Genomic DNA, 19553 nt, shown 5'->3' on the forward strand with positions numbered 1-19553 from the left:
GGCCCATGGCGATGCCCAGCTTCTGCTCCAGATACTGCAGCGCCTTCTGGCCGTCGCGCAGCTGGCACGGCAGATTGGTGCAGACGTTCAGCTTGTACTTGCCCAGCCGGCGCTGGTTGTACATGTTGTAGAAGGTGGTGACCTCGTGCACGGCGATCGTCGGCATGCCCAGGTAGCGGGCGACTTCCTCCTCGCTTTCCTGGCTGACGAAGCCCTGCTCCTGCTGCACGATGGCCAGGCAGGCCATCACGGCGGACTGCTTCTGGTCCGGCGGGTACTTCGCCACCTCGCGGTCGAAGCGGGTGCGCATCGCGTCTGAAATCATCGATCGATCTCTCCGAAGACGATGTCCATGGTTCCGATGATGGCCACGGCATCGGCGATCATGTGGCCGCGCGACATCTCGTCCATCGCGGACAGGTGCGCAAAGCCGGGGGCGCGGATCTTCAGGCGGTAGGGCTTGTTGGCCCCGTCGCTCACGATGTAGATGCCGAACTCGCCCTTGGGGTGTTCCACCGCGGCGTAGGACTCGCCCTCGGGCACGCGCATGCCTTCGGAGAAGAGCTTGAAGTGGTGGATCAGCTCCTCCATGTTGGCCTTCATGCTCTCGCGGTCGGGCGGCGCCACCTTGTGGTTGTCGGTGATCACCGGACCCGGGTTCACGCGCAGCCAGTCCACGCACTGCTTGATGATGCGGTTGGCCTCGCGCATCTCCTGCACGCGCACCAGGTAGCGGTCGTAGCAGTCGCCGGTCCTGCCGACCGGGATGTCGAAGTCCATGTGCTCATAGACCTCGTAGGGCTGCGTCTTGCGCAGGTCCCAGGCGATGCCGGAGCCGCGCAGCATGGGGCCGGTGAAGCCGAGATTCAGCGCGCGCTCGGGCGTGACCACGCCGATGCCCACGGTGCGCTGCTTCCAGATGCGGTTGTCGGTCAGCAGCGTCTCGTACTCGTCGACGTAGCCGGGGAAGCGCTGCGTGAAGGCGTCGATGAAGTCCAGCAGCGTGCCCTGCCGGTCCTCGTTCATGCGGTCGATCTCGCGCTGGTTGCGGATCTTGCTGGCCCTGTACTGCGGCATGCTGTCGGGCAGGTCGCGGTACACGCCGCCCGGGCGGAAGTAGGCCGCGTGCATGCGCGCGCCGGAGACCGCCTCGTACATGTCGAAGATGTCTTCCCGCTCGCGGAAGCAGTAGATCAGCATGTTCATGGCGCCGCAGTCCAGCCCGTGCGCGCCCAGCCACAGCAGGTGGTTGAGCAGCCGGGTGAGCTCGGCGAACATGACGCGGATGTACTGCGCGCGGATCGGCACCTCGACGCCCAGCAGCTTCTCGACGGCCAGGCAGTAGGCGTGCTCGTTGCACATCATCGAGACGTAGTCCAGCCGGTCCATGTAGGGGAGCGTCTGGATGTAGGTGCGCGTCTCGGCCAGCTTCTCGGTGGCGCGGTGCAGCAGGCCGATGTGCGGGTCGGCGCGCTGGATCACCTCGCCATCGAGCTCCAGCACCAGCCGCAGCACGCCGTGCGCGGCCGGGTGCTGCGGGCCGAAGTTGAGCGTGTAGTTCTTGATCTCAGCCATGGTTGTCCAGGCCCCGGGGCCGCAGCCCTGCGTAGTTCTCTTCCCGGATGATGCGGGGCGTGATCTCGCGCGGCTCGATGGTCACCGGCTGGTAGATCACGCGCTGGCGCTCGGGGTCGTAGCGCATCTCCACGTGGCCGGAGATCGGGAAGTCCTTGCGGAACGGGTGGCCGATGAAGCCGTAGTCGGTCAGGATGCGGCGCAGGTCCACGTGGCCCTCGAACACGATGCCGTACAGGTCGAAGGCTTCGCGCTCGAACCAGTTGGCCGAGGTCCACAGGCCGGTCAGCGAATCCACCACCGGCAGTTCGTCGTCGGCGCAGAACACGCGCAGGCGCACGCGCTGGTTGAGGCTGACCGACAGCAGGTGCGACACCACCGCGTAGCGCGGGCCGTCCCAGGCACCGTTGCCGTAGTCGGAGTAGTCGACGCCGCACAGGTCCAGCAGCTGCTCGAAGCGGCAGCGCGGGTCGTCGCGCAGCAGCTGCGCGGCCTGGAGGTAGTTGTCGGGCGAGACGACGACGGTCACTTCGCCGACCTTGAGGTCCACCCGCTTGGCCAGCGGGCCCAGGGCTTCGGTGATCGTGGCTTGCAGCGCGGCGGGGTCGACCGCGAAAGGCGTGTTGGCGGTCATCGGTTCAGGCGCGCGCGATGGTCTGGGTGCGGCGGATCTTCTGCTGCAGCTGGATGATCCCGTACAGCAGCGCCTCGGCGGTCGGCGGGCAGCCGGGCACGTACACGTCGACCGGCACGATGCGGTCGCAGCCGCGCACCACCGAATAGCTGTAGTGGTAGTAGCCGCCGCCGTTGGCGCAGGTGCCCATGGACAGCACCCAGCGCGGCTCGGGCATCTGGTCGTAGACCTTGCGCAGCGCCGGCGCCATCTTGTTGCACAGGGTGCCGGCCACGATCATCAGGTCGGACTGGCGGGGGCTGGGGCGGAACAGCATGCCGAAGCGGTCGATGTCGTAGCGGGCCGCGCCCGCGTGCATCATCTCCACCGCGCAGCAGGCGAGGCCGAACGTCATCGGCCACAGCGAGCCCGTCTTGGCCCAGTTGATGACGCTGTCCACGGTCGTCGTGACGACGCCCTTGTCGAGGATGCCTTCTTTAGCCATTGCTTGAGAGTCCGTTGCGGGGCGCGGGAGCCGTCACTCCCAGTCGAGCGCGCCCTTCTTCCACTCGTAGATGAAGCCGACCACCAGGATCGCGAGGAAAACCATCATGGCCCAGAAGCCGGCGGGCCCGATGTCCTTGAGCGCCACGGCCCAGGGGAAGAGGAACGCGATCTCGAGGTCGAACAGGATGAACAGGATGGCCACGAGGTAGTAGCGCACGTCGAACTTCATGCGCGCGTCCTCGAAGGCCTCGAAGCCGCACTCGTAGGGGGAGTTCTTGGCCGCATCGGGCTTGTTGAAGCCGGCGGCGCCGGCAAAGGCCCAGCCCAGCACCTGCGGCAGGACCCCTACCGCAATGCCCACCAGGATGAACAGGAGGACAGGCAGGTACTGGTCAAGGTTCATCGCGGGACTCTGGTCAGCGCTCGAGCCGCGCCCGGCGCGGGCCTGCGGCTGTTGGAATCTGGTGCCGTCGGCGAGACTCGAACTCGCACAGCTTTCGCCACTACCCCCTCAAGATAGCGTGTCTACCAATTTCACCACGACGGCGTGTGTGGCTGCCCAGGCGCGTGAGGCTTTGTTGTTGGCTTCCGGGCAGCCTTGGAGTTTACCCCGAATCCCCTGCCCTTCCCGCTGGGGCGAGGGGATTAGGTAGAGCTACTTGCGCAGGATCAGGTTGCGTCCGTGCCGCTTCGCGCAACCCGGTTGCAAGGCGGCTTACCGGGCCGGGATCTGCGCGGCGCCCGAGGCCGGCGCGGCAGGCGCCGGGGCCGCCGGCGCGGCCGATCCGGCCGGGGCCGGGACGGTGCCCGGGATCTGCGCCGCCGCGCCCGAGGCCGCCGGGGCCGGAGCGGGGGCCGGCGCCACCGGCGCCGCCGCGCGATCGAGCACGCTGCCCGATTCCGGCGGCCGGTAGTTGCCGAAATAGGCCAGCGTCAGGGTGCAGATGAAGAACACGGTGGCCAGCACGGCGGTGCTGCGCGACAGGAAGTTGGCGCTGCCGCTGGCGCCGAACAGGCTGCCCGAGCTGCCGCTGCCGAAGGCGGCGCCCATGTCGGCGCCCTTGCCGTGCTGGATCAGGATCAGGCCGACCATGGCCAGCGCCGACAGGATCTGCGCGGAAAGGAGGGCGGTGAGGAGAAAGTTCATTCGGGAATCACTCCGGGGTGGGTGGCGACGCGCCTCAGCCGGCGGCCGCGATGATCTGCAGGAAGTCGGCGGCCTTGAGCGAGGCACCGCCGATCAGGCCGCCGTCGATGTCCGGCTGGGCCAGCAGGCTGGCGGCATTGGCCGCATTCATGCTGCCGCCATAGAGGATGGCGATGCGCTCCGGCTGGGGCGTGGCCGCCGCGAGTTGCGCCCGCAGCGCCGCGTGCACCTGCTGGGCCTGCTCGGGGGTCGCCGTACGGCCGGTGCCTATCGCCCAGACCGGCTCGTAGGCCACGACGATCTCGCCGAGGCGGGAGCGGTTGGCGTCGATCACGGCGGCCAGCTGGCGCCGCACCACGTCTTCCGTCTGCCCGGCTTCGCGCTCGGCCAGGGTCTCGCCCACGCAGGCGATGGGGGTGATGCCCCGGGCCAGCGCCGCCTGGGCCTTCGCAGCCACCAGCTCGTCGGTCTCGCCGTGGTACTGGCGGCGCTCGGAGTGGCCGACGATGGCATAGCGCACGCCGAAGTCGGCCAGCATCGCCGCCGACACCTCGCCGGTGAAGGCGCCCTGCTCGTGGCGCGAGACGTCCTGCGCCCCCAGCTCCAGCGCCGAGCCCTGGCACAGCGCCTGCACCTGCGCCAGGTAGGGCGCGGGCACGCAGACCGCCACCTTGCAGGCGGCCTGCGGCAGGCCGGCCACCACCGCGCGCACCAGCGCCTCGTTGGCGGCCAGGCTGCCGTTCATCTTCCAGTTGCCGGCGATCAGTTTCTTCTTCATCTCGTCATCCCCGCGACCGCGGGAATCCAATGCGTCCATCACCACGTCAGCACGATCTTGCCGACGTGCCGGTTGGACTCCATCAACTCGTGGGCCTTGGCCGCGTCGGCGGCCGCGAACACGCTGTGGACCACGGGCCGCACGGCACCGCCGGCCAGCAGCGGCCAGGCCTTCTCGCGCAGCGAGGCCGCGATGGCGGCCTTGAAGGCCACCGGGCGCGGCCGCAGCGTGGAACCGGTGATCGTCAGGCGCCGGCGCAGCACCAGGCCGGCATCGAAGCCCGCCTTCACGCCGCCCTGCACCGCGATGATCACCAGCCGCCCGTCCTCGGCCAGGCAGCCCACCTCGCGCGCCACGTAGTCGCCCGCGACCATGTCCAGGATCACGTCCACGCCGCGCCCGCCGGTCAGCCGCTTCGCCTCCTCGGCAAAGTCCTGGCTGCGGTAGTTGATCGCGTGGTCGGCGCCCAGCTGCAGGCAGGCCGCGCACTTCTCGTCGCTGCCGGCCGTGGCGATCACGGTGGCGCCGAAGGCCTTGGCCAGCTGGATCGCCGTCACGCCGATGCCGCTCGTGCCGCCCTGCACCAGCAGGGTCTCGCCGGCCTGCAGGCGGCCGCGGTCGAACACGTTGCTCCAGACGGTGAAGAAGGTCTCGGGCAGCGAAGCGGCCTCGACGGCGGTCAGGCCCTGCGGCACCGGCAGGCACTGGCCCGCGGGCGCCGCGCACAGCTCGGCATAGCCGCCACCGGCCACCAGGGCGCACACGGACTGGCCGACCTGCAAGCCGGCCTGCGCCATGGCCTGCTCGTCACCGCCGACGATCTCGCCGGCGACTTCCAGGCCGGGGATGTCGGAGGCGCCCGGCGGCGGCGGATAGTGGCCGGCCCGCTGCAGGACGTCGGGCCGGTTGACACCGCTGGCCGCCACGCGGATCAGCACCTCGCCGGGCCCGGCGACCGGGTCGGGACGCTCGCCCGGGCGCAGCACGTCGGGCTTGCCGGGGCGGGTGATCTCGATGGCTTTCATCGCGCGGAGGGGATTACTCCTGCGGGTCCAGCGTGGACTGCGGCTGCACGTCGGAGGCCGGGCGCTCGCCGTTGCCGCCGTTGCCGCGGTCGCCGTTGTAGTCGCCGCGCTCGCCACGGTCACCGCGTTCGCCGCGCTCGCCGCGTTCACCCCGGTCGCCGCGCGGCGGACGGTCGCCGCGGTCGCGGCGCTCGCGCGGCGGCTGGTCTTCCATGCCGGCCGGGCGATCGAGCAGCGCCTTCATCGACAGCTTGATGCGGCCCTTGTCGTCGGTCTCCAGCACCTTGACGCGCACCACCTGGCCTTCGCTCAGGTAGTCGCCGACCTTCTCGACCCGCTCGTGGGCGATCTGGCTGATGTGCAGCAGGCCGTCCTTGCCCGGCAGCACGTTGACCAGCGCGCCGAACTCCAGCAGCTTGGTGATCGGGCCCTCGTAGATCTTGCCGATCTCGACCTCGGCCGTGATCTGCTCGATGCGGCGCCGGGCCTCGGCGGCGCGGTCGGCGTCGGTGGAGGCAATGGTGATGGTGCCGTCCTCGGCGATGTCGATCGTGGTGCCGGTCTCGTCGGTCAGCGCGCGGATGGTGGCGCCGCCCTTGCCGATCACGTCGCGGATCTTCTCCGGGTTGATCTTCATGGTGTACAGGCGCGGCGCGAAGCTGCTGATCTCGGCATTGGCCGCGCCCATCGCGTCCTGCATCTTGCCCAGGATGTGCATGCGCGCTTCCTTGGCCTGCGCCAGGGCGACCTGCATGATCTCCTTGGTGATGCCCTGGATCTTGATGTCCATCTGCAGCGCGGTGATGCCGTTGGTGGTGCCTGCCACCTTGAAGTCCATGTCGCCCAGGTGGTCCTCGTCGCCCAGGATGTCGGTCAGCACCGCGAAGCGGTTGCCTTCCTTGATCAGGCCCATGGCAATGCCCGCCACGTGCGCCTTCATCGGCACGCCGGCGTCCATCAGCGACAGGCAGCCGCCGCACACCGAGGCCATCGACGAGGAGCCGTTCGACTCGGTGATCTCCGAGACCACGCGGATGGTGTAGGGGAACTCGTCCTTCGGCGGCAGGCAGGCGAGCAGCGCGCGCTTGGCCAGTCGGCCGTGGCCGATCTCGCGGCGCTTGGTGCTGCCCATGCGGCCCACTTCGCCGGTGGCGAAGGGAGGCATGTTGTAGTGGAACAGGAAGCGGTCCTCGAACTCGCCGGCCAGCGCATCGATGCGCTGCGCGTCGCGCTCGGTGCCCAGCGTGGTGACCACCAGCGCCTGGGTCTCGCCGCGGGTGAACAGCGCCGAGCCGTGGGTGCGCGGCAGCACGCCGTGGCGGATCTCGATCGGTCGCACGGTGCGGGTGTCACGGCCGTCGATGCGCGGCTCGCCCGCCAGGATCTGGCTGCGGACGATGCTGGCCTCGATGCCGAACAGCAGGTCGTCGACCTTGACCGGGTCGAACTCGATGCCCTGCTCCTTCAGGCCGGCGTGCACGGCGGCATTGGCCTCGCGCAGGGCCTGGGTGCGGGCCTGCTTGCTGCGGATCTGGTAGGCGGCGCGCAGCTTGTCCTCGGCCAGCTGGTTGACGCGGGCGATGAAGGACTCGTCGCGGGCCGGCGGCTGCCAGTCCCAGACCGGCTTGCCGCCCTCGCGCACCAGCTCGTGGATGGCGTCGACGGCGATCCTGCCCTGCTCGTGGCCGAACACCACGGCGCCCAGCATCACTTCCTCGGACAGCTGCTGCGCTTCCGATTCGACCATCAGCACGGCAGCCTCGGTGCCGGCGACCACCAGGTCGAGCAGCGAGTCCTTGCGCTGGGTCTGGCCCGGGTTGAGCACGTACTCGCCATTGATGTAGCCCACGCGCGCGGCGCCGATCGGGCCGGCGAACGGGATGCCGGAGATCGCCAGCGCGGCGCTGGTGGCGATCATGGCGGCGATGTCGGCGTCCACCTCGGGGTTCAGCGAGATGGTGTGGATCACCACGTGCACTTCGTTGAAGAAGCCTTCGGGGAACAGCGGGCGGATCGGACGGTCGATCAGGCGGCTGGTCAGCGTCTCCAGTTCGCTGGGCTTGGCCTCGCGCTTGAAGAAGCTGCCGGGGATCTTGCCGGCGGCGTAGGTCTTCTCGATGTAGTCGACCGTCAGCGGGAAGAAGTCCTGGCCCGGCTTGGCGGTCTTGGAGCCGACCACCGTGGCCAGCACCACCGTGTCGTCGATGTTGACCAGCACGGCGCCGGAGGCCTGGCGCGCGATCTCGCCGGTTTCCATGGTGACCGTGTGCTGGCCCCACTGGAAGGTCTTGGTGATCTTGTTGAAGATGGACATGTGCGTTCTCTCTGGTTGGATGGAGACCCGGAACCGAACGCGATGCCATTCCTGGGGGGCTAGCTCCTAGCCCTCGAGGAATGACACAGCGCGCGCCCTTCTTTCCGCTTCTCCGATGCGCAAAGCGCCTGAGCCAGCGTCAGCCAACCCAGGCGCCCTTGCGTTCTCGAGGACCTGCTTACTTGCGCAGGCCCAGCTTGCCGATCAGCGCCGTGTAGCGCTCGGCATCCTTGTCCTTCAGGTACGCCAGCAGCTTCTTGCGGCGGTTCACCATGCGCAGCAGGCCGCGGCGGCCGTGGTGGTCCTTGGCATGGGTCTTGAAGTGGGGGGTCAGCTCGTTGATCCGGGCGGTCAGCAGGGCGACCTGGACTTCGGGGCTGCCGGTGTCGCCGGTGCCGCGCGAATGCGCAGCAATGACTTCGGCCTTGTTGATGGCGGGCATCTGGTTTCCTTGGATGGGGGTTTCACTTGCGCTTGGGACTGGAAGGGCCCCAGCGTGCTGTCCTGCTGCCCGGGTGGGCGCAGAACCGGTGGATTGTACACGAGGGTCCCGGCGGCTCATGGCCGCGCCAGCCACCCCGCGAGCCGCTCCACGCCCCGGTCGAGCCGGGCCGGGTCCCTGGACGCGAAGCACCAGCGCAGCCAGCCCTGGGCCTCGGGCGCGAAGGCGTTGCCCGGCGCGATGCCCAGGCCCGCCTCGGCCACCAGCCGCTTGGCCAGGTCCAGCGAATCGCCGAAGCCCTCGAGCCGGAAGAACGCGTACATGCCGCCGGCCGGCCGCGCCAGCTCGACACCCGGCAGCGCCTGCAACTGCGGCACCAGCCGGTCGCGGCAGGCCTTCAGGTGGGCCACCACCCGCGGCGTCACCTCCTCCGTGCGCTGTACCGCTGCCACCCCGGCGCGCTGGGTGAACACGCTGGCGCAGGAGGTGTTGAACTCGATCAGCTTGCCCATGGGATGGGTCATGGCCGCCGGCATCACCAGCCAGCCCAGGCGCCAGCCCGTCATCAGGAAGCTCTTGGAGAAGCTGTGCGCCACCACCAGCCGGTCGTCCGGCGCCGCGATGTCCAGGAAGCTGGGCGCGCAGCCCGTCGGCGTGGCCTCGTAGTACAGGCGCTCGTAGACCTCGTCGGCCAGGATCCAGGTGCCCGTGCGGCGGCAATGCTCGAGAATGGCCTGCTGCTCGGCGCGGGTGAGCGTCCAGCCGGTGGGGTTGTTGGGCGCGTTGAGGATCAGCAGCCTGGTGCCGGGCCGCACCGCGTCCAGCAACTGCGGCAGGTCCAGCTTCCAGGCGCCCGCCTGCGGCTGCAGCGACACGCGGCGCAGCTTGGCCCCCAGGATCAGCGGCTGCGCCGTCAGGTTGGGCCAGACCGGCGTGACCGCCACCACCTCGTCGCCCGCGTCCAGCAGCATCTGCATCGCCAGCATCAGGGCGTTGACGCCGCCCGACGTGATGGCGATGCGCTCGCTGCCCAGCGGCGGGTGCAGGCGCGAGGTGTAGGTGGCCACCGCCTCGCGCAGTTCCGGCAGGCCCAGGTTGTGGGCATAGAAGGTCTCGCCGGCGCGGATCGAGTCGATCGCGGCTTCGCGGATGAAGTCCGGCGTGACCTCGTCGCTCTCGCCGAACCAGAAGGCCAGCACGTCGCTGCGGCCCATGCCGGCGTTGGCCACTTCGCGGATCTTCGATTCCTCGAGGTCGAGGATGGCTTGTCGCATGCCGATGTCCTCAGGCGCCCGGCCGCACCATGCGGCAGCTGCTGGGCATCTCGGCCTGCGCCGGTTCGATGGCGCGCACCACGCGGAAGCCGTAGCCCGAGCCCTCGACGTCGAACTTCACGCCGGGGCTGCCCTGGCGGTCCATCACGCCGACCACCAGCGCCTGCTGGAACTGGTGGTCGAGCGCACGCATGCTGCCGCCCTGCCCGGCCAGGCTGACGCGGGCCTTCTCCAGCGCGCCGGCCACGGCCGCCGCCTCGGTGCTGCCGGCCTGCTCCATGGCCTGCGACAGCGCCTCGACCATGAGCTGCATGCGCATGTGCACGTAGTCGTCCTGCGGGCGCGGGAAGCGCTGGCGGAACTCGCGGTAGAAGGCCTCGCTCTGCGCCGTCTGCAGGTTGGGCAGCCAGTCGGCCACGGCGATCACGCGCCCGATCCCGGCCTCGCCGATGGCGGCCGGCGCGCCCAGGGCGTTGCCGTAGAAGGTGTAGAAGCTGCCGTCGAAGCCGACTTCCCGCGCCGCCTTGACCAGCAGCGTGAGGTCGTTGCCCCAGTTGCCGGTGATCACGGCGTCGGCGCCGCTGGCCTTGATCTTGACGGCGTAGGGCACGAAGTCCTTGACCCGGCCCATGGGGTGCAGCTCGTCGCCGACGATGCGCACGTCCGGGCGCTGCGCGCCGAGCTGGCGCCGCGCCTCGCGCAGCACCGCCTGGCCGAAGCTGTAGTCCTGGCCGATCAGGTAGGCCGCGCGCACCGCCTTGTCCTCGCGCAGCACCGCCATCAGGGCCGCCATGCGCATGTCGGCGTGGGCGTCGAAGCGGAAATGCCAGAAGCTGCAGCGCTCGTTGGTGAGGATGGGATCGACCGCCGAATAGTTGAGGTACAGCACGCGCCGCGAGGGCTCGCGCTCGTTGTGCTTGTTCACCGCCTCGATCAGCGCCGCGGCCACCGCCGAGGAGTTGCCCTGCAGCACGATGCGGGCGCCGTCGTCGATCGCGGCGCGCAGCATGGCCAGCGCCTCCTCGGTCTGGCCCTTGTTGTCGTAGCGGTCCAGCGCCAGCGGGCGGGCGCCGCCGGGCAGCCGGACGCCGCCGCGCGCGTTCACCCGTTCGACCGCCCACAGCAGGTTGCGGAACACCGCCTCGCCGGTGTTGGCGAAGGCGCCCGAGAGCGACTCGATCATCGCCAGCTTGATGGGAGCGCCGGCGGTCTGGGCCTGCGCGAAGGCGGGCGCAGATAGCGCCGCCGCGAGTGTTTTCAAGACCCGCCTGCGGGTACTTTGCATGGAACTGGTCCCCTTGAAAAAACGGGCCGCCGCGCGCACGTTGGTTGCAGGCGGCGATCGGATGGAGCGAGAGCCGCGAAGTTTAAGGTTCTAAGGAGTTCCACCATGTTCTTCGCACCCGTTGTCCGTTCCCGCGCCGGGGTTCCGGCCTTCCGTTCCCTCGACCGCGAGTTCGAGCGCTTCGTCAACGAGGCCTTCCACGGCGGCCGCCAGGCCAGCCCGCGCGTCGCGCAGGACGACAAGGCCTGGACGGTCACCCTGGACCTGCCCGGCGTCGCCCGCGAGGACCTGGCGGTCAGCATCGAGGGCGCCGTCGTGCGCATCGAGACCAGGGCCGAGGCGCCGCGCCAGTACAAGGCGGCCTACGAGCTGCCCCAGGAGATCGACGTCGAGGCGACCAGCGCCAAGCTGGAGAACGGCGTGCTGACGCTGACCCTGGCCAAGCAGCAGCCGGCGAGCAAGGCGCGCCGGATCGAGGTGAAGTAATCACCGCTAGGGGGTCCTGTCCGCGCGGAACAACATGCAGCGCGGACGCCTTTCGGGCGAGGAGGCGGCATTGCCGGGCCTCGCTCAACCGTTCAGGGTGAATGGGTCAGCGGCCAGCGCGGTTTCACGTCGAAGGCGTAGGACCGGCTGGCCGTTTCCACGTTCGCGGCGATCCGCATCGCCGCCGCCATGGCGATCATGGCGCCGTTGTCGGTGCACAGCGCCAGCTCGGGGTAGTGCACGCGCACGCCCCGCTTCGCGCACGCGGCGTCGAGTTGCGCGCGCAGCAGCCGGTTGGCGCCGACGCCGCCGGCCACCACCATGCGCCTGAGCCCCGTTTCCTTCAGCGCGGCCAGCGACTTCTTCACCAGCACCTCGACGATCGCCGCCTCGGTGGCGGCGGCCAGGTCGGCCTTGCGTGACTCCAGCCCATCGCCCAGCTTGCGCGCCTGCGTGAGCACCGCCGTCTTCAGGCCGGCGAAGGAGAAGTCCAGGTTGCCGCTGTGCAGCAGCGGCCGCGGCAAGGCGAAGGCCCTGGCATCGCCCTGCTGCGCCAGCTTGGACAGGGCCGGCCCGCCCGGGTAGCCCAGCCCCAGCAGCTTGGCGCTCTTGTCGAAGGCCTCGCCGGCGGCATCGTCGATGGTCTCGCCCAGCAGTTCGTACTGCCCCACCCCGTCCACCCGCATCAGCTGCGTGTGGCCGCCCGACACCAGCAGCGCCACGAAGGGGAACTGCGGCGGATCGGCGCTCAGGAAGGGCGAGAGCAGGTGGCCTTCCAGGTGGTGCACGCCCAGCACCGGCTTGCCGAGCGCAGCGCCCAGTGCGCAGGCGACGCCCGCGCCCACCAGCAGGGCGCCGGCCAGGCCCGGCCCCCGCGTATAGGCCACCGTCTCCACCTCGCCAAGTTGCCGGCCGGCCTGCTGCAGCACCTCGTGGGTGAGCGGCAGCACGCGGCGGATGTGGTCGCGGCTGGCCAGCTCCGGCACCACGCCGCCGTAGGCCTCGTGCATGCGCACCTGGCTGTGCAGCGCGTGGCCGAGCAGGCGCGGAACGCCGGGCCCGCCACCGTCGACGAGTGCAACGCCCGTCTCGTCGCAGGAGGATTCGATGCCCAGCACCAGCATCGGGCGAGTGTAACGACGCCATTTGGTGCGGCGCCCCGTTCCGGGTCATGCGCTGCCGGCCTGCGTGGGGTGATGCATGCGGCAGATCGCGCCAAGGCCTTGGCACGGTCCCTGCTAACGGGTCATGGAGGCAGCGCCGGCACCGGTCGCCGCGAGCCGCTCGAGATCCGAACCACCCGCAAGGAGCATCCATGGCCTATGTCGTCCCCAATGAATTCGTCACCCGCATGGTCGACGCCGGGGCATCCAAGATCTTCATGTCCACCCGCGACACGGTGATCCGCGCCTACATGGCCGGCGCCATCCTGGCGATGGCGGCCGCCTTCGCCATCACGGTCTCGGTGCAGACCGGCAACCCGCTGCTGGGCGCGGTGCTGTTCCCGGTCGGCTTCTGCATGCTCTACCTGATGGGCTTCGACCTGCTCACCGGGGTGTTCACGCTGGCCCCGCTGGCGCTGATCGACCGCCGACCCGGCGTGACGCTCAAGGGCGTGCTGCGCAACTGGTGGCTGGTGTTCGCCGGAAACTTCGCCGGCGCCTTCACGGTGGCCGTGTTCATGGCGGTGATCTTCACCTTCGGCTTCTCCAGCGAGCCCAACGTGGTGGGCCAGAAGATCGGCACCATCGGCGAGGGCCGCACGGTGGGCTACGCGGCCTACGGCGCGGCCGGCATGCTGACCCTGTTCCTGCGCGGCGTGCTGTGCAACTGGATGGTCTCCAGCGGCGTGGTCGGGGCCATGATGTCCACCACCCTGGGCGGCAAGGTGCTGGCCATGTGGATGCCGGTGATGGTGTTCTTCTACATGGGCTTCGAGCACTCGATCGTGAACATGTTCCTGTTCCCCTCGGGCTTGATGCTGGGCGGCAACTTCTCGGTCTACGACTACCTGGTCTGGAACGAGATCCCCACCGTGCTGGGCAACCTGGTCGGCGGCCTCACGTTCGTCGGGCTGACGCTGTATTCCACCCACCTGCGCACCGCGCCGGCGCGCGCGGCCTGAGCCGACAGCACGGCAGGAGTCCCCGCATGAAGCCATCGAACCTGGTGGTGGTCGGCAACGGCATGGCCGGCGCACGCACCCTCGAGGAGCTGCTGAAGATCGCGCCCGGCCTGTACGACATCACCGTCTTCGGCGCCGAGCCGCATCCCAACTACAACCGCATCCTGCTGTCGCCGGTGCTGGCGGGCGAGCAGGCGTTCGAGCAGATCGTGCTCAACCCCTGGTCCTGGTACGAGCAGAACGGCATCCGCCTGCACGCCGGCCGCAAGGTGGTCGCGATCGACCGCGTCCGGCGCGTGGTGCGCGCCGACGACGGCACCGAGGCGCCCTACGACCGCCTGCTGCTGGCCACCGGCTCGCGCCCGGTCATGCTGCCGGTGCCGGGCGCCGACCTGAAGGGCGTGCTCGCGTACCGCGACATCGCCGACACGCACGCGATGATCGAAGCGGCCCGCACGTACCGCAAGGCGGTCGTCATCGGCGGCGGCCTGCTCGGGCTGGAGGCGGCCAACGGCCTGCTCAAGCGCGGCATGGACGTGACCGTGGTCCACGCCACCTCCTGGCTGATGGAGCGGCAGCTCGACGAACCCGCGGCCCGGCTGCTGCAGCAGTCGCTGGAAGCGCGCGGGCTGAAGTTCCGGCTGGCTGCGCGCACCCAGGGCCTGGTGGGCGGGCGCAGCGGCCGCGTGCGCCGCGTGCAGTTCGACGACGGCTCGCAGCTGGGCGCCGACCTGGTCGTGATGGCGGTCGGCATCCGACCGGACACGGCCCTGGCCGAGAAGGCCGGCCTGCACTGCGCGCGCGGCATCGTGGTGCACGACACGCTGCAGACGGTGACCGACGCCCGCATCTGGGCGGTCGGCGAATGCGCGGCACACCGCGGCGTGGCCTACGGGCTGGTCGCTCCCCTGTTCGAGCAGGCCAAGGTGGCCGCCAACCACCTGGCGCAGTTCGGCATCGGGCGCTACGCCGGCTCGCTCACCTCCACCAAGCTCAAGGTGACCGGCATCGACCTGTTCTCGGCCGGCCGCTTCGCCGGCGGCGACGGCACCGAGGCCATCGTGATGAGCGATCCGGCCCGCGGCGTCTACAAGAAGCTGGTGGTCCAGGACGACAAGCTGGTGGGCGCCTGCCTGTACGGCGACACCGTGGACGGCGGCTGGTACTTCAAGCTGCTGCGCGAGGGGCGCAGCATCGCCGGCCTGCGCGACCGGCTGCTGGCAGGCCAGGACAACCTCGGCGACGCCGGCCACCAGGGGCGCAACCAGGCCGCCGCGCTGGCCGATTCGGACGAGGTGTGCGGCTGCAACGGCGTGACCAAGGGCGCGATCTGCCGGGCGATCCGGGAGAAGGGCCTGTTCACGCTGGACGAGGTCCGCCGGCACACCAAGGCCAGCGCGTCCTGCGGTTCGTGCACCGGGCTGGTGGAGCAGCTGATCATGGCCACCGCCGGCGGCGACTACTCCGCCACCCCGAAGAAGAAGGCGGTGTGCGGCTGCACCGACCACAGCCACCAGGAGCTGCGCGAGGCGATCCGCGCCAACCGGCTGCTGACCGTGGCCGACACCATGGCCTTCCTGGAGTGGCGCACGCCCGACGGCTGCGCCACCTGCCGGCCGGCGATCAACTACTACCTGATCTCCACCTGGCCGAAGGAGGCCCGCGACGACCCGCAGTCGCGCTTCGTCAACGAGCGCAGCCACGCCAACATCCAGAAGGACGGCACCTACTCGGTGGTGCCGCGCATGTGGGGCGGCGAGACCACGGCGGCCGAACTGCGCCGCATCGCCGACGTGGTGGACAAGTACCGCATCCCCACCGTCAAGGTCACGGGCGGCCAGCGCATCGACCTGCTGGGCGTGAAGAAGGAGGACCTGCCCGGCGTCTGGCGGGACATCGGCATGCCCAGCGGCCACGCCTATGCCAAGGCGCTGCGCACGGTGAAGACCTGCGTGGGCAGCGAGTGGTGCCGCTTCGGCACCCAGGACTCCACCCAGATGGGCAAGGACCTGGAGCGGGCCCTGTGGCGCATGTACGCGCCGCACAAGGTCAAGCTGGCGGTCTCGGGCTGCCCGCGCAACTGCGCCGAGGCGGGCATCAAGGACGTGGGCGTGATCGGCGTGGACTCCGGCTGGGAGCTCTACATCGGCGGCAACGGCGGCATCAGGACCGAGGTGGCGCAGTTCTTCTGCAAGCTCGCGACCGCGGCCGAGGTGCTGGAGTACGCCGGCGCCTTCCTGCAGCTGTACCGCGAGGAAGGCTGGTACCTGGAACGCACGGTGCACTACCTGCAGCGGGTCGGCATGGAGCACGTGAAGGCCCGGGTGCTGGACGACGCCGCCATCCGCAAGGCGCTGTGGCAGCGGCTGCAGGACGCGCTGGAGGGCGAGCCCGATCCCTGGTTCGACTTCGACAAGGCAGGCGTCGATGCCGCCCAATTCGACAAGCTGGAGGCCGTGAAGGCATGACGACGACCGGATGGACCCTCGCCTGCGACCTGCAGGACATTCCTCGGCACGGCTCGCGCCGGCTGGCACGCGCCCGCGGCGCCGACGTCGCCCTGTTCCGCACCGGCCAGGACCAGGTCTTCGCGCTGCTGGACCGCTGCCCGCATCGCGGCGGGCCGCTGTCGCAGGGCATCGTGTTCGGCACCAGCGTGGCCTGCCCGCTGCACAACTGGACGATCGGGCTGCAGGACGGCTGCGCCTGGGCGCCCGACGAAGGCCGCACGCCCCGGTTCGCGGTCAAGGTGGTGGAGGGTTCGGTCTACCTGGACACGGCGGAACTCGAAAGCGTGGCCGTCGACGACGAGGCCTACGTGAACGGCCCCGACACCTGCCCCGCCCGGCAGCGGACCGGCTGAGCTGCACCCCGGCCGGCGGCATATGGCTATAGCTGCCGGTGCTAAGTGCTTTGGGAGAATCCTCGCGTGGGCATCAGCCAGTACCTCAAGGAGATCGGCCGCGGCCAGCGGGGCGCGCGCCCGCTGGACCGCCCGCAGGCGGCCGACCTGTTCGGCCAGTTGCTGGACGGCACCGTCACCGACCTGGAACTCGGCGCCTTCTGCATCGCCATGCGCGTCAAGGGCGAGACGCCGGAGGAGATGGCCGGCTTCCTCGACGCGACCCGGGCCCGCCTGGAACTGGTGCCCGATACCGGGGCGCCCATCGTGGTGCTGCCCAGCTACAACGGCGCGCGCCGCCTGCCGGTCCTCACGCCGCTGCTGGCGCTGCTGCTGGCGCAACGGGGTTTGCCGGTGCTGATCCATGGCGCCGCCACCGAGGGCAGCCGGGTGTTCGTCACCGAGGTGCTGCCCGAGCTCGGCATCGCCGCGCTCGACCGCCTGCGGACTCCGCAAGCCGGCGAAGCGGTCTTCGCCGCCACGGATCTGCTGCATCCTGGCCTGAAGCGGCTGCTGGACGTGCGCCGGGTGCTCGGGCTGCGCAACTCCGCGCACAGCCTGGCCAAGCTGCTGGATCCCTGCGCCGGTCCGGCCGTCATCGTCAGCAGCTACACCCATCCCGAGTACGCGCAGTCCATGGGCGCCGTGTTCGAGCTCATGGGCTCGACCGCGATGCTGCTGCGCGGCACCGAAGGGGAAGCGGTGGCCGACGCGCGCCGCACGCCGCCGATGGAAGGCTTCGTGCGGGGCCGCCGCGTCATGCTGGAGGAAGGCCGGCGCGGCACGCTGGCCGGCCTGCCAGGGTGGCCCTCGGGCACGGACCCCGCCGCCACGGCCGGCTACATCCGCGAAGTCCTGCACGGGCGCCAGCCGGTGCCCGATTCGATCACGCTGCAGGTGGAACACATCCTGCGGCTGGCTGCCGAGGCGGCCGAACACGGAGGCGACAGCCATGCATGAATGCAGGGGCAAGGTCACGCTGGTGGGCGCCGGCCCCGGCGACCCCGAACTGCTCACCCTCAAGGCGGTGCGGGCGCTGCAGGCCGCGACGCTGGTACTGGTCGACGACCTGGTCGGCGAGGCCGTCGTCGCACTGGCGGCGCACGCGCGCATCGTGTACGTGGGCAAGCGCGGCGGCTGCCGCAGCACGCCGCAGGCCTTCATCGGCAAGCTGATGGCGTCGGCGGCGCACGAAGGCGAGCACGTGGTGCGCCTCAAGGGCGGCGACCCCTTCATCTTCGGCCGCGGCGGCGAGGAACTGGAGCAGTTGCGCGCGGCCGGCGTGCGGGTGGAGGTGGTCAACGGCATCACGGCCGGCCTCGCGGCGGCCACCTCGCTGGGCGCACCGCTCACCCACCGCGAACATGCGCAGGGCGTGGTGTTCGTCACCGGGCACGCGCGGCACGGCGGCGAAGCGCCCGACTGGCCGGCGCTGGCGCAGGCGGCCCGTCAGGCGCGCCTGACGCTGGTGATCTACATGGGCGTCAGCGGCGTGCAGGCGATCCAGGACGGCCTGCAGTCCGGCCTGCCGGGCAGCACGCCGGTGGCCGTGGTGCAGCGCGCCAGCCTGCCGGAGCAACGCCATGCCGTCACCACGCTGGAGCGGCTGGCCGACACGGTGGCGAGGGAGCGGCTGGCCAGCCCTTCGGTGATCGTGGTGGGCGACGTGCTGCGCGGGGTGCAGGCGATGGGGCAGGCACCGGGCCAGGCGCTGGCCGCCTGACGCCCCTCGCTGCCGCCTGGTTCGCTCTTTCCCGCGCCGGCGCAGGCCCCGGCTGCTATAAACGGCCCCTCCTGAAGCAGAAGGGTTGACCGGGAAGTGCACGCGTTCGACGCAGTGGTGATCGGCGCGGGTGCCGCGGGCCTGTTCTGCGCCGGCGTGGCCGGCCGCCTGGGCGTGAAGGTCCTGTTGCTGGACCACGGGGAGAAGGTCGCCGAGAAGATCCGCATCTCCGGCGGTGGCCGCTGCAACTTCACCAACCGCGACCTCGACCCGCGCGCGCCGCAGCGGCACTTCCTGGGCGAGAACCCGCACTTCTGCCGCAGCGCGCTGTCGCGCTACACCGCCGCCGACTTCGTCGCCCTGGTGCAGCGGCACGGCATTCCCTTCCACGAGAAGCACAAGGGACAGCTGTTCGGCGACCGCAGCTCGGAGGACTTCATCCGCATGCTGCTGGACGAATGCGAAGCCGGCGGCGTCCAGCGCTGGCAGCCCTGCCGGGTGTCGGCGCTACGCGCACGCGGCGACGGCAGCGCGCCGCTATACGAGATCGAGACCGACCGTGGCACGGTTCGCACGCCGCGCGTGGTGATCGCCACCGGCGGCCTGTCGATCCCGAAGATCGGCGCCAGCGACTTCGGCTACCGCATGGCGCAGCAGTTCGGGCTGCGGGTGGTGCCGCCGCGCCCGGCGCTGGTGCCACTGACCTTCGGCGGCGACGACTGGGCGCCGTATGCGCAACTGGCCGGGCTGTCGCTGCCGGTGCGCATCGCCACCACGGGCGCCGGCACGAAGGGGCCGGCCGCGGCCTTCGACGAGGACCTGCTGTTCACCCACCGCGGCCTGTCCGGCCCCGCCGTGCTGCAGATCTCCAGCTACTGGCAGCCCGGCGAGGCCTTGCGGATCGACCTGGCGGCCGGCACCGGTCTCGCGCAGGCGCTGCGGGACGCCAAGGCCCGCTCGCGCAAGCGGCTGGCCAACGAGCTGGCCGCCTTCGTGCCCGCGCGCCTGGCCGACGCCTGGGTGCAGCGCGCTCCGGCCTGGCAGCGGCCGGTCAACGAGGTCCCCGACAAGGCGCTGGACGCACTGGCGCAGGCCCTGGCGCGCTGGGAGCTGCTGCCCTCCGGCACCGAGGGCTACCGCAAGGCGGAAGTGACCGCCGGCGGAATCGACACCCGGGAGCTGTCGTCGAAGACCATGGAGTCTTCGAAGCAGCCGGGCCTGCACTTCATCGGCGAAGTGGTGGACGTGACCGGCTGGCTGGGCGGCTACAACTTCCAGTGGGCCTGGTCCAGCGGCTGGGCCTGCGCGCAGGCGCTGGCCGGCTTGTGACGGCGGCGCAGGCGGCACCGCCTGCCCA

At 70.4% G+C, this 19553-nt stretch carries 20 protein-coding genes and 1 tRNA gene; 7 read left to right on the top strand and 14 right to left on the bottom strand.

Annotation, left to right across the window (positions count from 1 at the left end):
• The 13 genes from VEC03_RS09325 to VEC03_RS09385 form a co-directional block, all read right to left on the bottom strand.
• On the bottom strand, window positions 1–325 hold a 325-nt coding region (locus tag VEC03_RS09325; RefSeq protein ID WP_324914590.1), incomplete at its 3' end, for an NAD(P)H-dependent oxidoreductase subunit E.
• Entirely contained in the window at window positions 322–1575 is a 1254-nt protein-coding gene (locus tag VEC03_RS09330) for an NADH-quinone oxidoreductase subunit D (RefSeq protein ID WP_324914592.1), read from the bottom strand. The genes VEC03_RS09330 and VEC03_RS09325, both read right to left, overlap by 4 nt.
• On the bottom strand, window positions 1568–2209 hold the full coding sequence (locus tag VEC03_RS09335) for an NADH-quinone oxidoreductase subunit C (RefSeq protein WP_324914593.1): 642 nt from the start codon (window positions 2207–2209) through the stop codon (window positions 1568–1570). Before VEC03_RS09335 ends, VEC03_RS09330 begins: the two co-directional genes overlap by 8 nt.
• Window positions 2210–2213: 4 nt before the next feature.
• On the bottom strand, window positions 2214–2693 hold the full coding sequence (locus VEC03_RS09340; RefSeq protein ID WP_135263744.1) for a NuoB/complex I 20 kDa subunit family protein: 480 nt from the start codon (window positions 2691–2693) through the stop codon (window positions 2214–2216).
• Between the two features lie 33 nt (window positions 2694–2726).
• Entirely contained in the window at window positions 2727–3098 is a 372-nt protein-coding gene (locus tag VEC03_RS09345) for an NADH-quinone oxidoreductase subunit A (RefSeq protein ID WP_324914595.1), read from the bottom strand.
• 59 nt (window positions 3099–3157) lie between these two features.
• A tRNA-Leu gene (locus VEC03_RS09350) sits at window positions 3158–3242 on the bottom strand.
• 168 nt (window positions 3243–3410) lie between these two features.
• Window positions 3411–3842: a preprotein translocase subunit SecG gene (gene secG / locus VEC03_RS09355; protein WP_324914597.1), complete on the bottom strand. Its 432-nt coding sequence runs from the start codon at window positions 3840–3842 to the stop codon at window positions 3411–3413.
• Window positions 3843–3876: 34 nt separating this feature from the next.
• The gene (tpiA, locus tag VEC03_RS09360) at window positions 3877–4620 is read right to left on the bottom strand and encodes a triose-phosphate isomerase (protein ID WP_324914598.1); all 744 of its coding nucleotides are present in this window, start codon (window positions 4618–4620) and stop codon (window positions 3877–3879) included.
• A 38-nt stretch (window positions 4621–4658) separates the two neighbouring features.
• Window positions 4659–5645 carry an NAD(P)H-quinone oxidoreductase gene (locus VEC03_RS09365; protein ID WP_324914599.1) on the bottom strand — a complete coding sequence of 329 codons (987 nt, stop codon included), beginning with the start codon at window positions 5643–5645 and terminating at the stop codon, window positions 4659–4661.
• Between the two features lie 13 nt (window positions 5646–5658).
• The gene (gene pnp, locus VEC03_RS09370; protein ID WP_324914601.1) at window positions 5659–7959 is read right to left on the bottom strand and encodes a polyribonucleotide nucleotidyltransferase; all 2301 of its coding nucleotides are present in this window, start codon (window positions 7957–7959) and stop codon (window positions 5659–5661) included.
• A 178-nt stretch (window positions 7960–8137) separates the two neighbouring features.
• Window positions 8138–8401, bottom strand: coding sequence for a 30S ribosomal protein S15 (gene rpsO / locus VEC03_RS09375; RefSeq protein ID WP_324914602.1), 264 nt, complete (start codon window positions 8399–8401; stop codon window positions 8138–8140).
• A 116-nt stretch (window positions 8402–8517) separates the two neighbouring features.
• Window positions 8518–9675 (bottom strand): pyridoxal phosphate-dependent aminotransferase, encoded by a 1158-nt coding sequence (locus tag VEC03_RS09380; RefSeq protein WP_324914603.1) that lies wholly within the window; start codon window positions 9673–9675, stop codon window positions 8518–8520.
• 10 nt (window positions 9676–9685) lie between these two features.
• A complete protein-coding gene (locus VEC03_RS09385) occupies window positions 9686–10960 on the bottom strand; it encodes a branched-chain amino acid ABC transporter substrate-binding protein (RefSeq protein WP_324914605.1) in 1275 nt (424 codons plus the stop codon).
• 105 nt (window positions 10961–11065) lie between these two features.
• On the opposite strand from VEC03_RS09385, the gene VEC03_RS09390 reads away from it, so the two are divergent.
• Window positions 11066–11446: an Hsp20/alpha crystallin family protein gene (locus VEC03_RS09390; protein ID WP_324914606.1), complete on the top strand. Its 381-nt coding sequence runs from the start codon at window positions 11066–11068 to the stop codon at window positions 11444–11446.
• Between the two features lie 92 nt (window positions 11447–11538).
• On the opposite strand, the gene tsaD is transcribed toward VEC03_RS09390, so the two are convergent.
• The gene (gene tsaD / locus VEC03_RS09395) at window positions 11539–12570 is read right to left on the bottom strand and encodes a tRNA (adenosine(37)-N6)-threonylcarbamoyltransferase complex transferase subunit TsaD (protein ID WP_324914607.1); all 1032 of its coding nucleotides are present in this window, start codon (window positions 12568–12570) and stop codon (window positions 11539–11541) included.
• A gap of 191 nt (window positions 12571–12761) precedes the next feature.
• Between tsaD and VEC03_RS09400 the strand changes: the two genes are divergently transcribed.
• The 6 genes from VEC03_RS09400 to VEC03_RS09425 all read left to right on the top strand — a co-directional run bounded on the left by VEC03_RS09400 (window position 12762) and on the right by VEC03_RS09425 (window position 19525).
• A complete protein-coding gene (locus tag VEC03_RS09400; protein ID WP_324914609.1) occupies window positions 12762–13571 on the top strand; it encodes a formate/nitrite transporter family protein in 810 nt (269 codons plus the stop codon).
• A 26-nt stretch (window positions 13572–13597) separates the two neighbouring features.
• Window positions 13598–16039, top strand: a complete 2442-nt coding sequence (gene nirB / locus VEC03_RS09405; protein ID WP_324914610.1) for a nitrite reductase large subunit NirB — start codon at window positions 13598–13600, stop codon at window positions 16037–16039.
• A complete protein-coding gene (gene nirD, locus VEC03_RS09410) occupies window positions 16036–16434 on the top strand; it encodes a nitrite reductase small subunit NirD (RefSeq protein ID WP_324914612.1) in 399 nt (132 codons plus the stop codon). The genes nirB and nirD overlap by 4 nt, the downstream gene beginning before the upstream one ends.
• Before the next feature lie 66 nt (window positions 16435–16500).
• Entirely contained in the window at window positions 16501–17433 is a 933-nt protein-coding gene (ybiB, locus tag VEC03_RS09415; protein ID WP_324914613.1) for a DNA-binding protein YbiB, read from the top strand.
• Window positions 17426–18196, top strand: coding sequence for a uroporphyrinogen-III C-methyltransferase (gene cobA, locus VEC03_RS09420; protein WP_324914614.1), 771 nt, complete (start codon window positions 17426–17428; stop codon window positions 18194–18196). The genes ybiB and cobA overlap by 8 nt, the downstream gene beginning before the upstream one ends.
• 96 nt (window positions 18197–18292) lie before the next feature.
• Window positions 18293–19525, top strand: a complete 1233-nt coding sequence (locus VEC03_RS09425) for an NAD(P)/FAD-dependent oxidoreductase (protein ID WP_324914615.1) — start codon at window positions 18293–18295, stop codon at window positions 19523–19525.
• The last annotated feature ends 28 nt before the right edge of the window (window positions 19526–19553 follow it).

This window comes from Ramlibacter sp. (assembly GCF_035627355.1).
Lineage (GTDB): Bacteria > Pseudomonadota > Gammaproteobacteria > Burkholderiales > Burkholderiaceae_C > Ramlibacter.

Coding starts and splice junctions, on each gene's coding strand:
- nirD (WP_324914612.1), top strand. CDS start 16,036: ATGACGACGACCGGATGGACCCTCGCCTGCGACCTGCAGGACATTCCT.
- rpsO (WP_324914602.1), bottom strand. CDS start 8,401: ATGCCCGCCATCAACAAGGCCGAAGTCATTGCTGCGCATTCGCGCGGC.
- nirB (WP_324914610.1), top strand. CDS start 13,598: ATGAAGCCATCGAACCTGGTGGTGGTCGGCAACGGCATGGCCGGCGCA.
- VEC03_RS09335 (WP_324914593.1), bottom strand. CDS start 2,209: ATGACCGCCAACACGCCTTTCGCGGTCGACCCCGCCGCGCTGCAAGCC.
- VEC03_RS09365 (WP_324914599.1), bottom strand. CDS start 5,645: ATGAAAGCCATCGAGATCACCCGCCCCGGCAAGCCCGACGTGCTGCGC.
- secG (WP_324914597.1), bottom strand. CDS start 3,842: ATGAACTTTCTCCTCACCGCCCTCCTTTCCGCGCAGATCCTGTCGGCG.
- VEC03_RS09345 (WP_324914595.1), bottom strand. CDS start 3,098: ATGAACCTTGACCAGTACCTGCCTGTCCTCCTGTTCATCCTGGTGGGC.
- VEC03_RS09400 (WP_324914609.1), top strand. CDS start 12,762: ATGGCCTATGTCGTCCCCAATGAATTCGTCACCCGCATGGTCGACGCC.
- tsaD (WP_324914607.1), bottom strand. CDS start 12,570: ATGCTGGTGCTGGGCATCGAATCCTCCTGCGACGAGACGGGCGTTGCA.
- VEC03_RS09380 (WP_324914603.1), bottom strand. CDS start 9,675: ATGCGACAAGCCATCCTCGACCTCGAGGAATCGAAGATCCGCGAAGTG.
- pnp (WP_324914601.1), bottom strand. CDS start 7,959: ATGTCCATCTTCAACAAGATCACCAAGACCTTCCAGTGGGGCCAGCAC.
- cobA (WP_324914614.1), top strand. CDS start 17,426: ATGCATGAATGCAGGGGCAAGGTCACGCTGGTGGGCGCCGGCCCCGGC.
- tpiA (WP_324914598.1), bottom strand. CDS start 4,620: ATGAAGAAGAAACTGATCGCCGGCAACTGGAAGATGAACGGCAGCCTG.
- VEC03_RS09385 (WP_324914605.1), bottom strand. CDS start 10,960: ATGCAAAGTACCCGCAGGCGGGTCTTGAAAACACTCGCGGCGGCGCTA.
- VEC03_RS09340 (WP_135263744.1), bottom strand. CDS start 2,693: ATGGCTAAAGAAGGCATCCTCGACAAGGGCGTCGTCACGACGACCGTG.
- VEC03_RS09390 (WP_324914606.1), top strand. CDS start 11,066: ATGTTCTTCGCACCCGTTGTCCGTTCCCGCGCCGGGGTTCCGGCCTTC.
- VEC03_RS09330 (WP_324914592.1), bottom strand. CDS start 1,575: ATGGCTGAGATCAAGAACTACACGCTCAACTTCGGCCCGCAGCACCCG.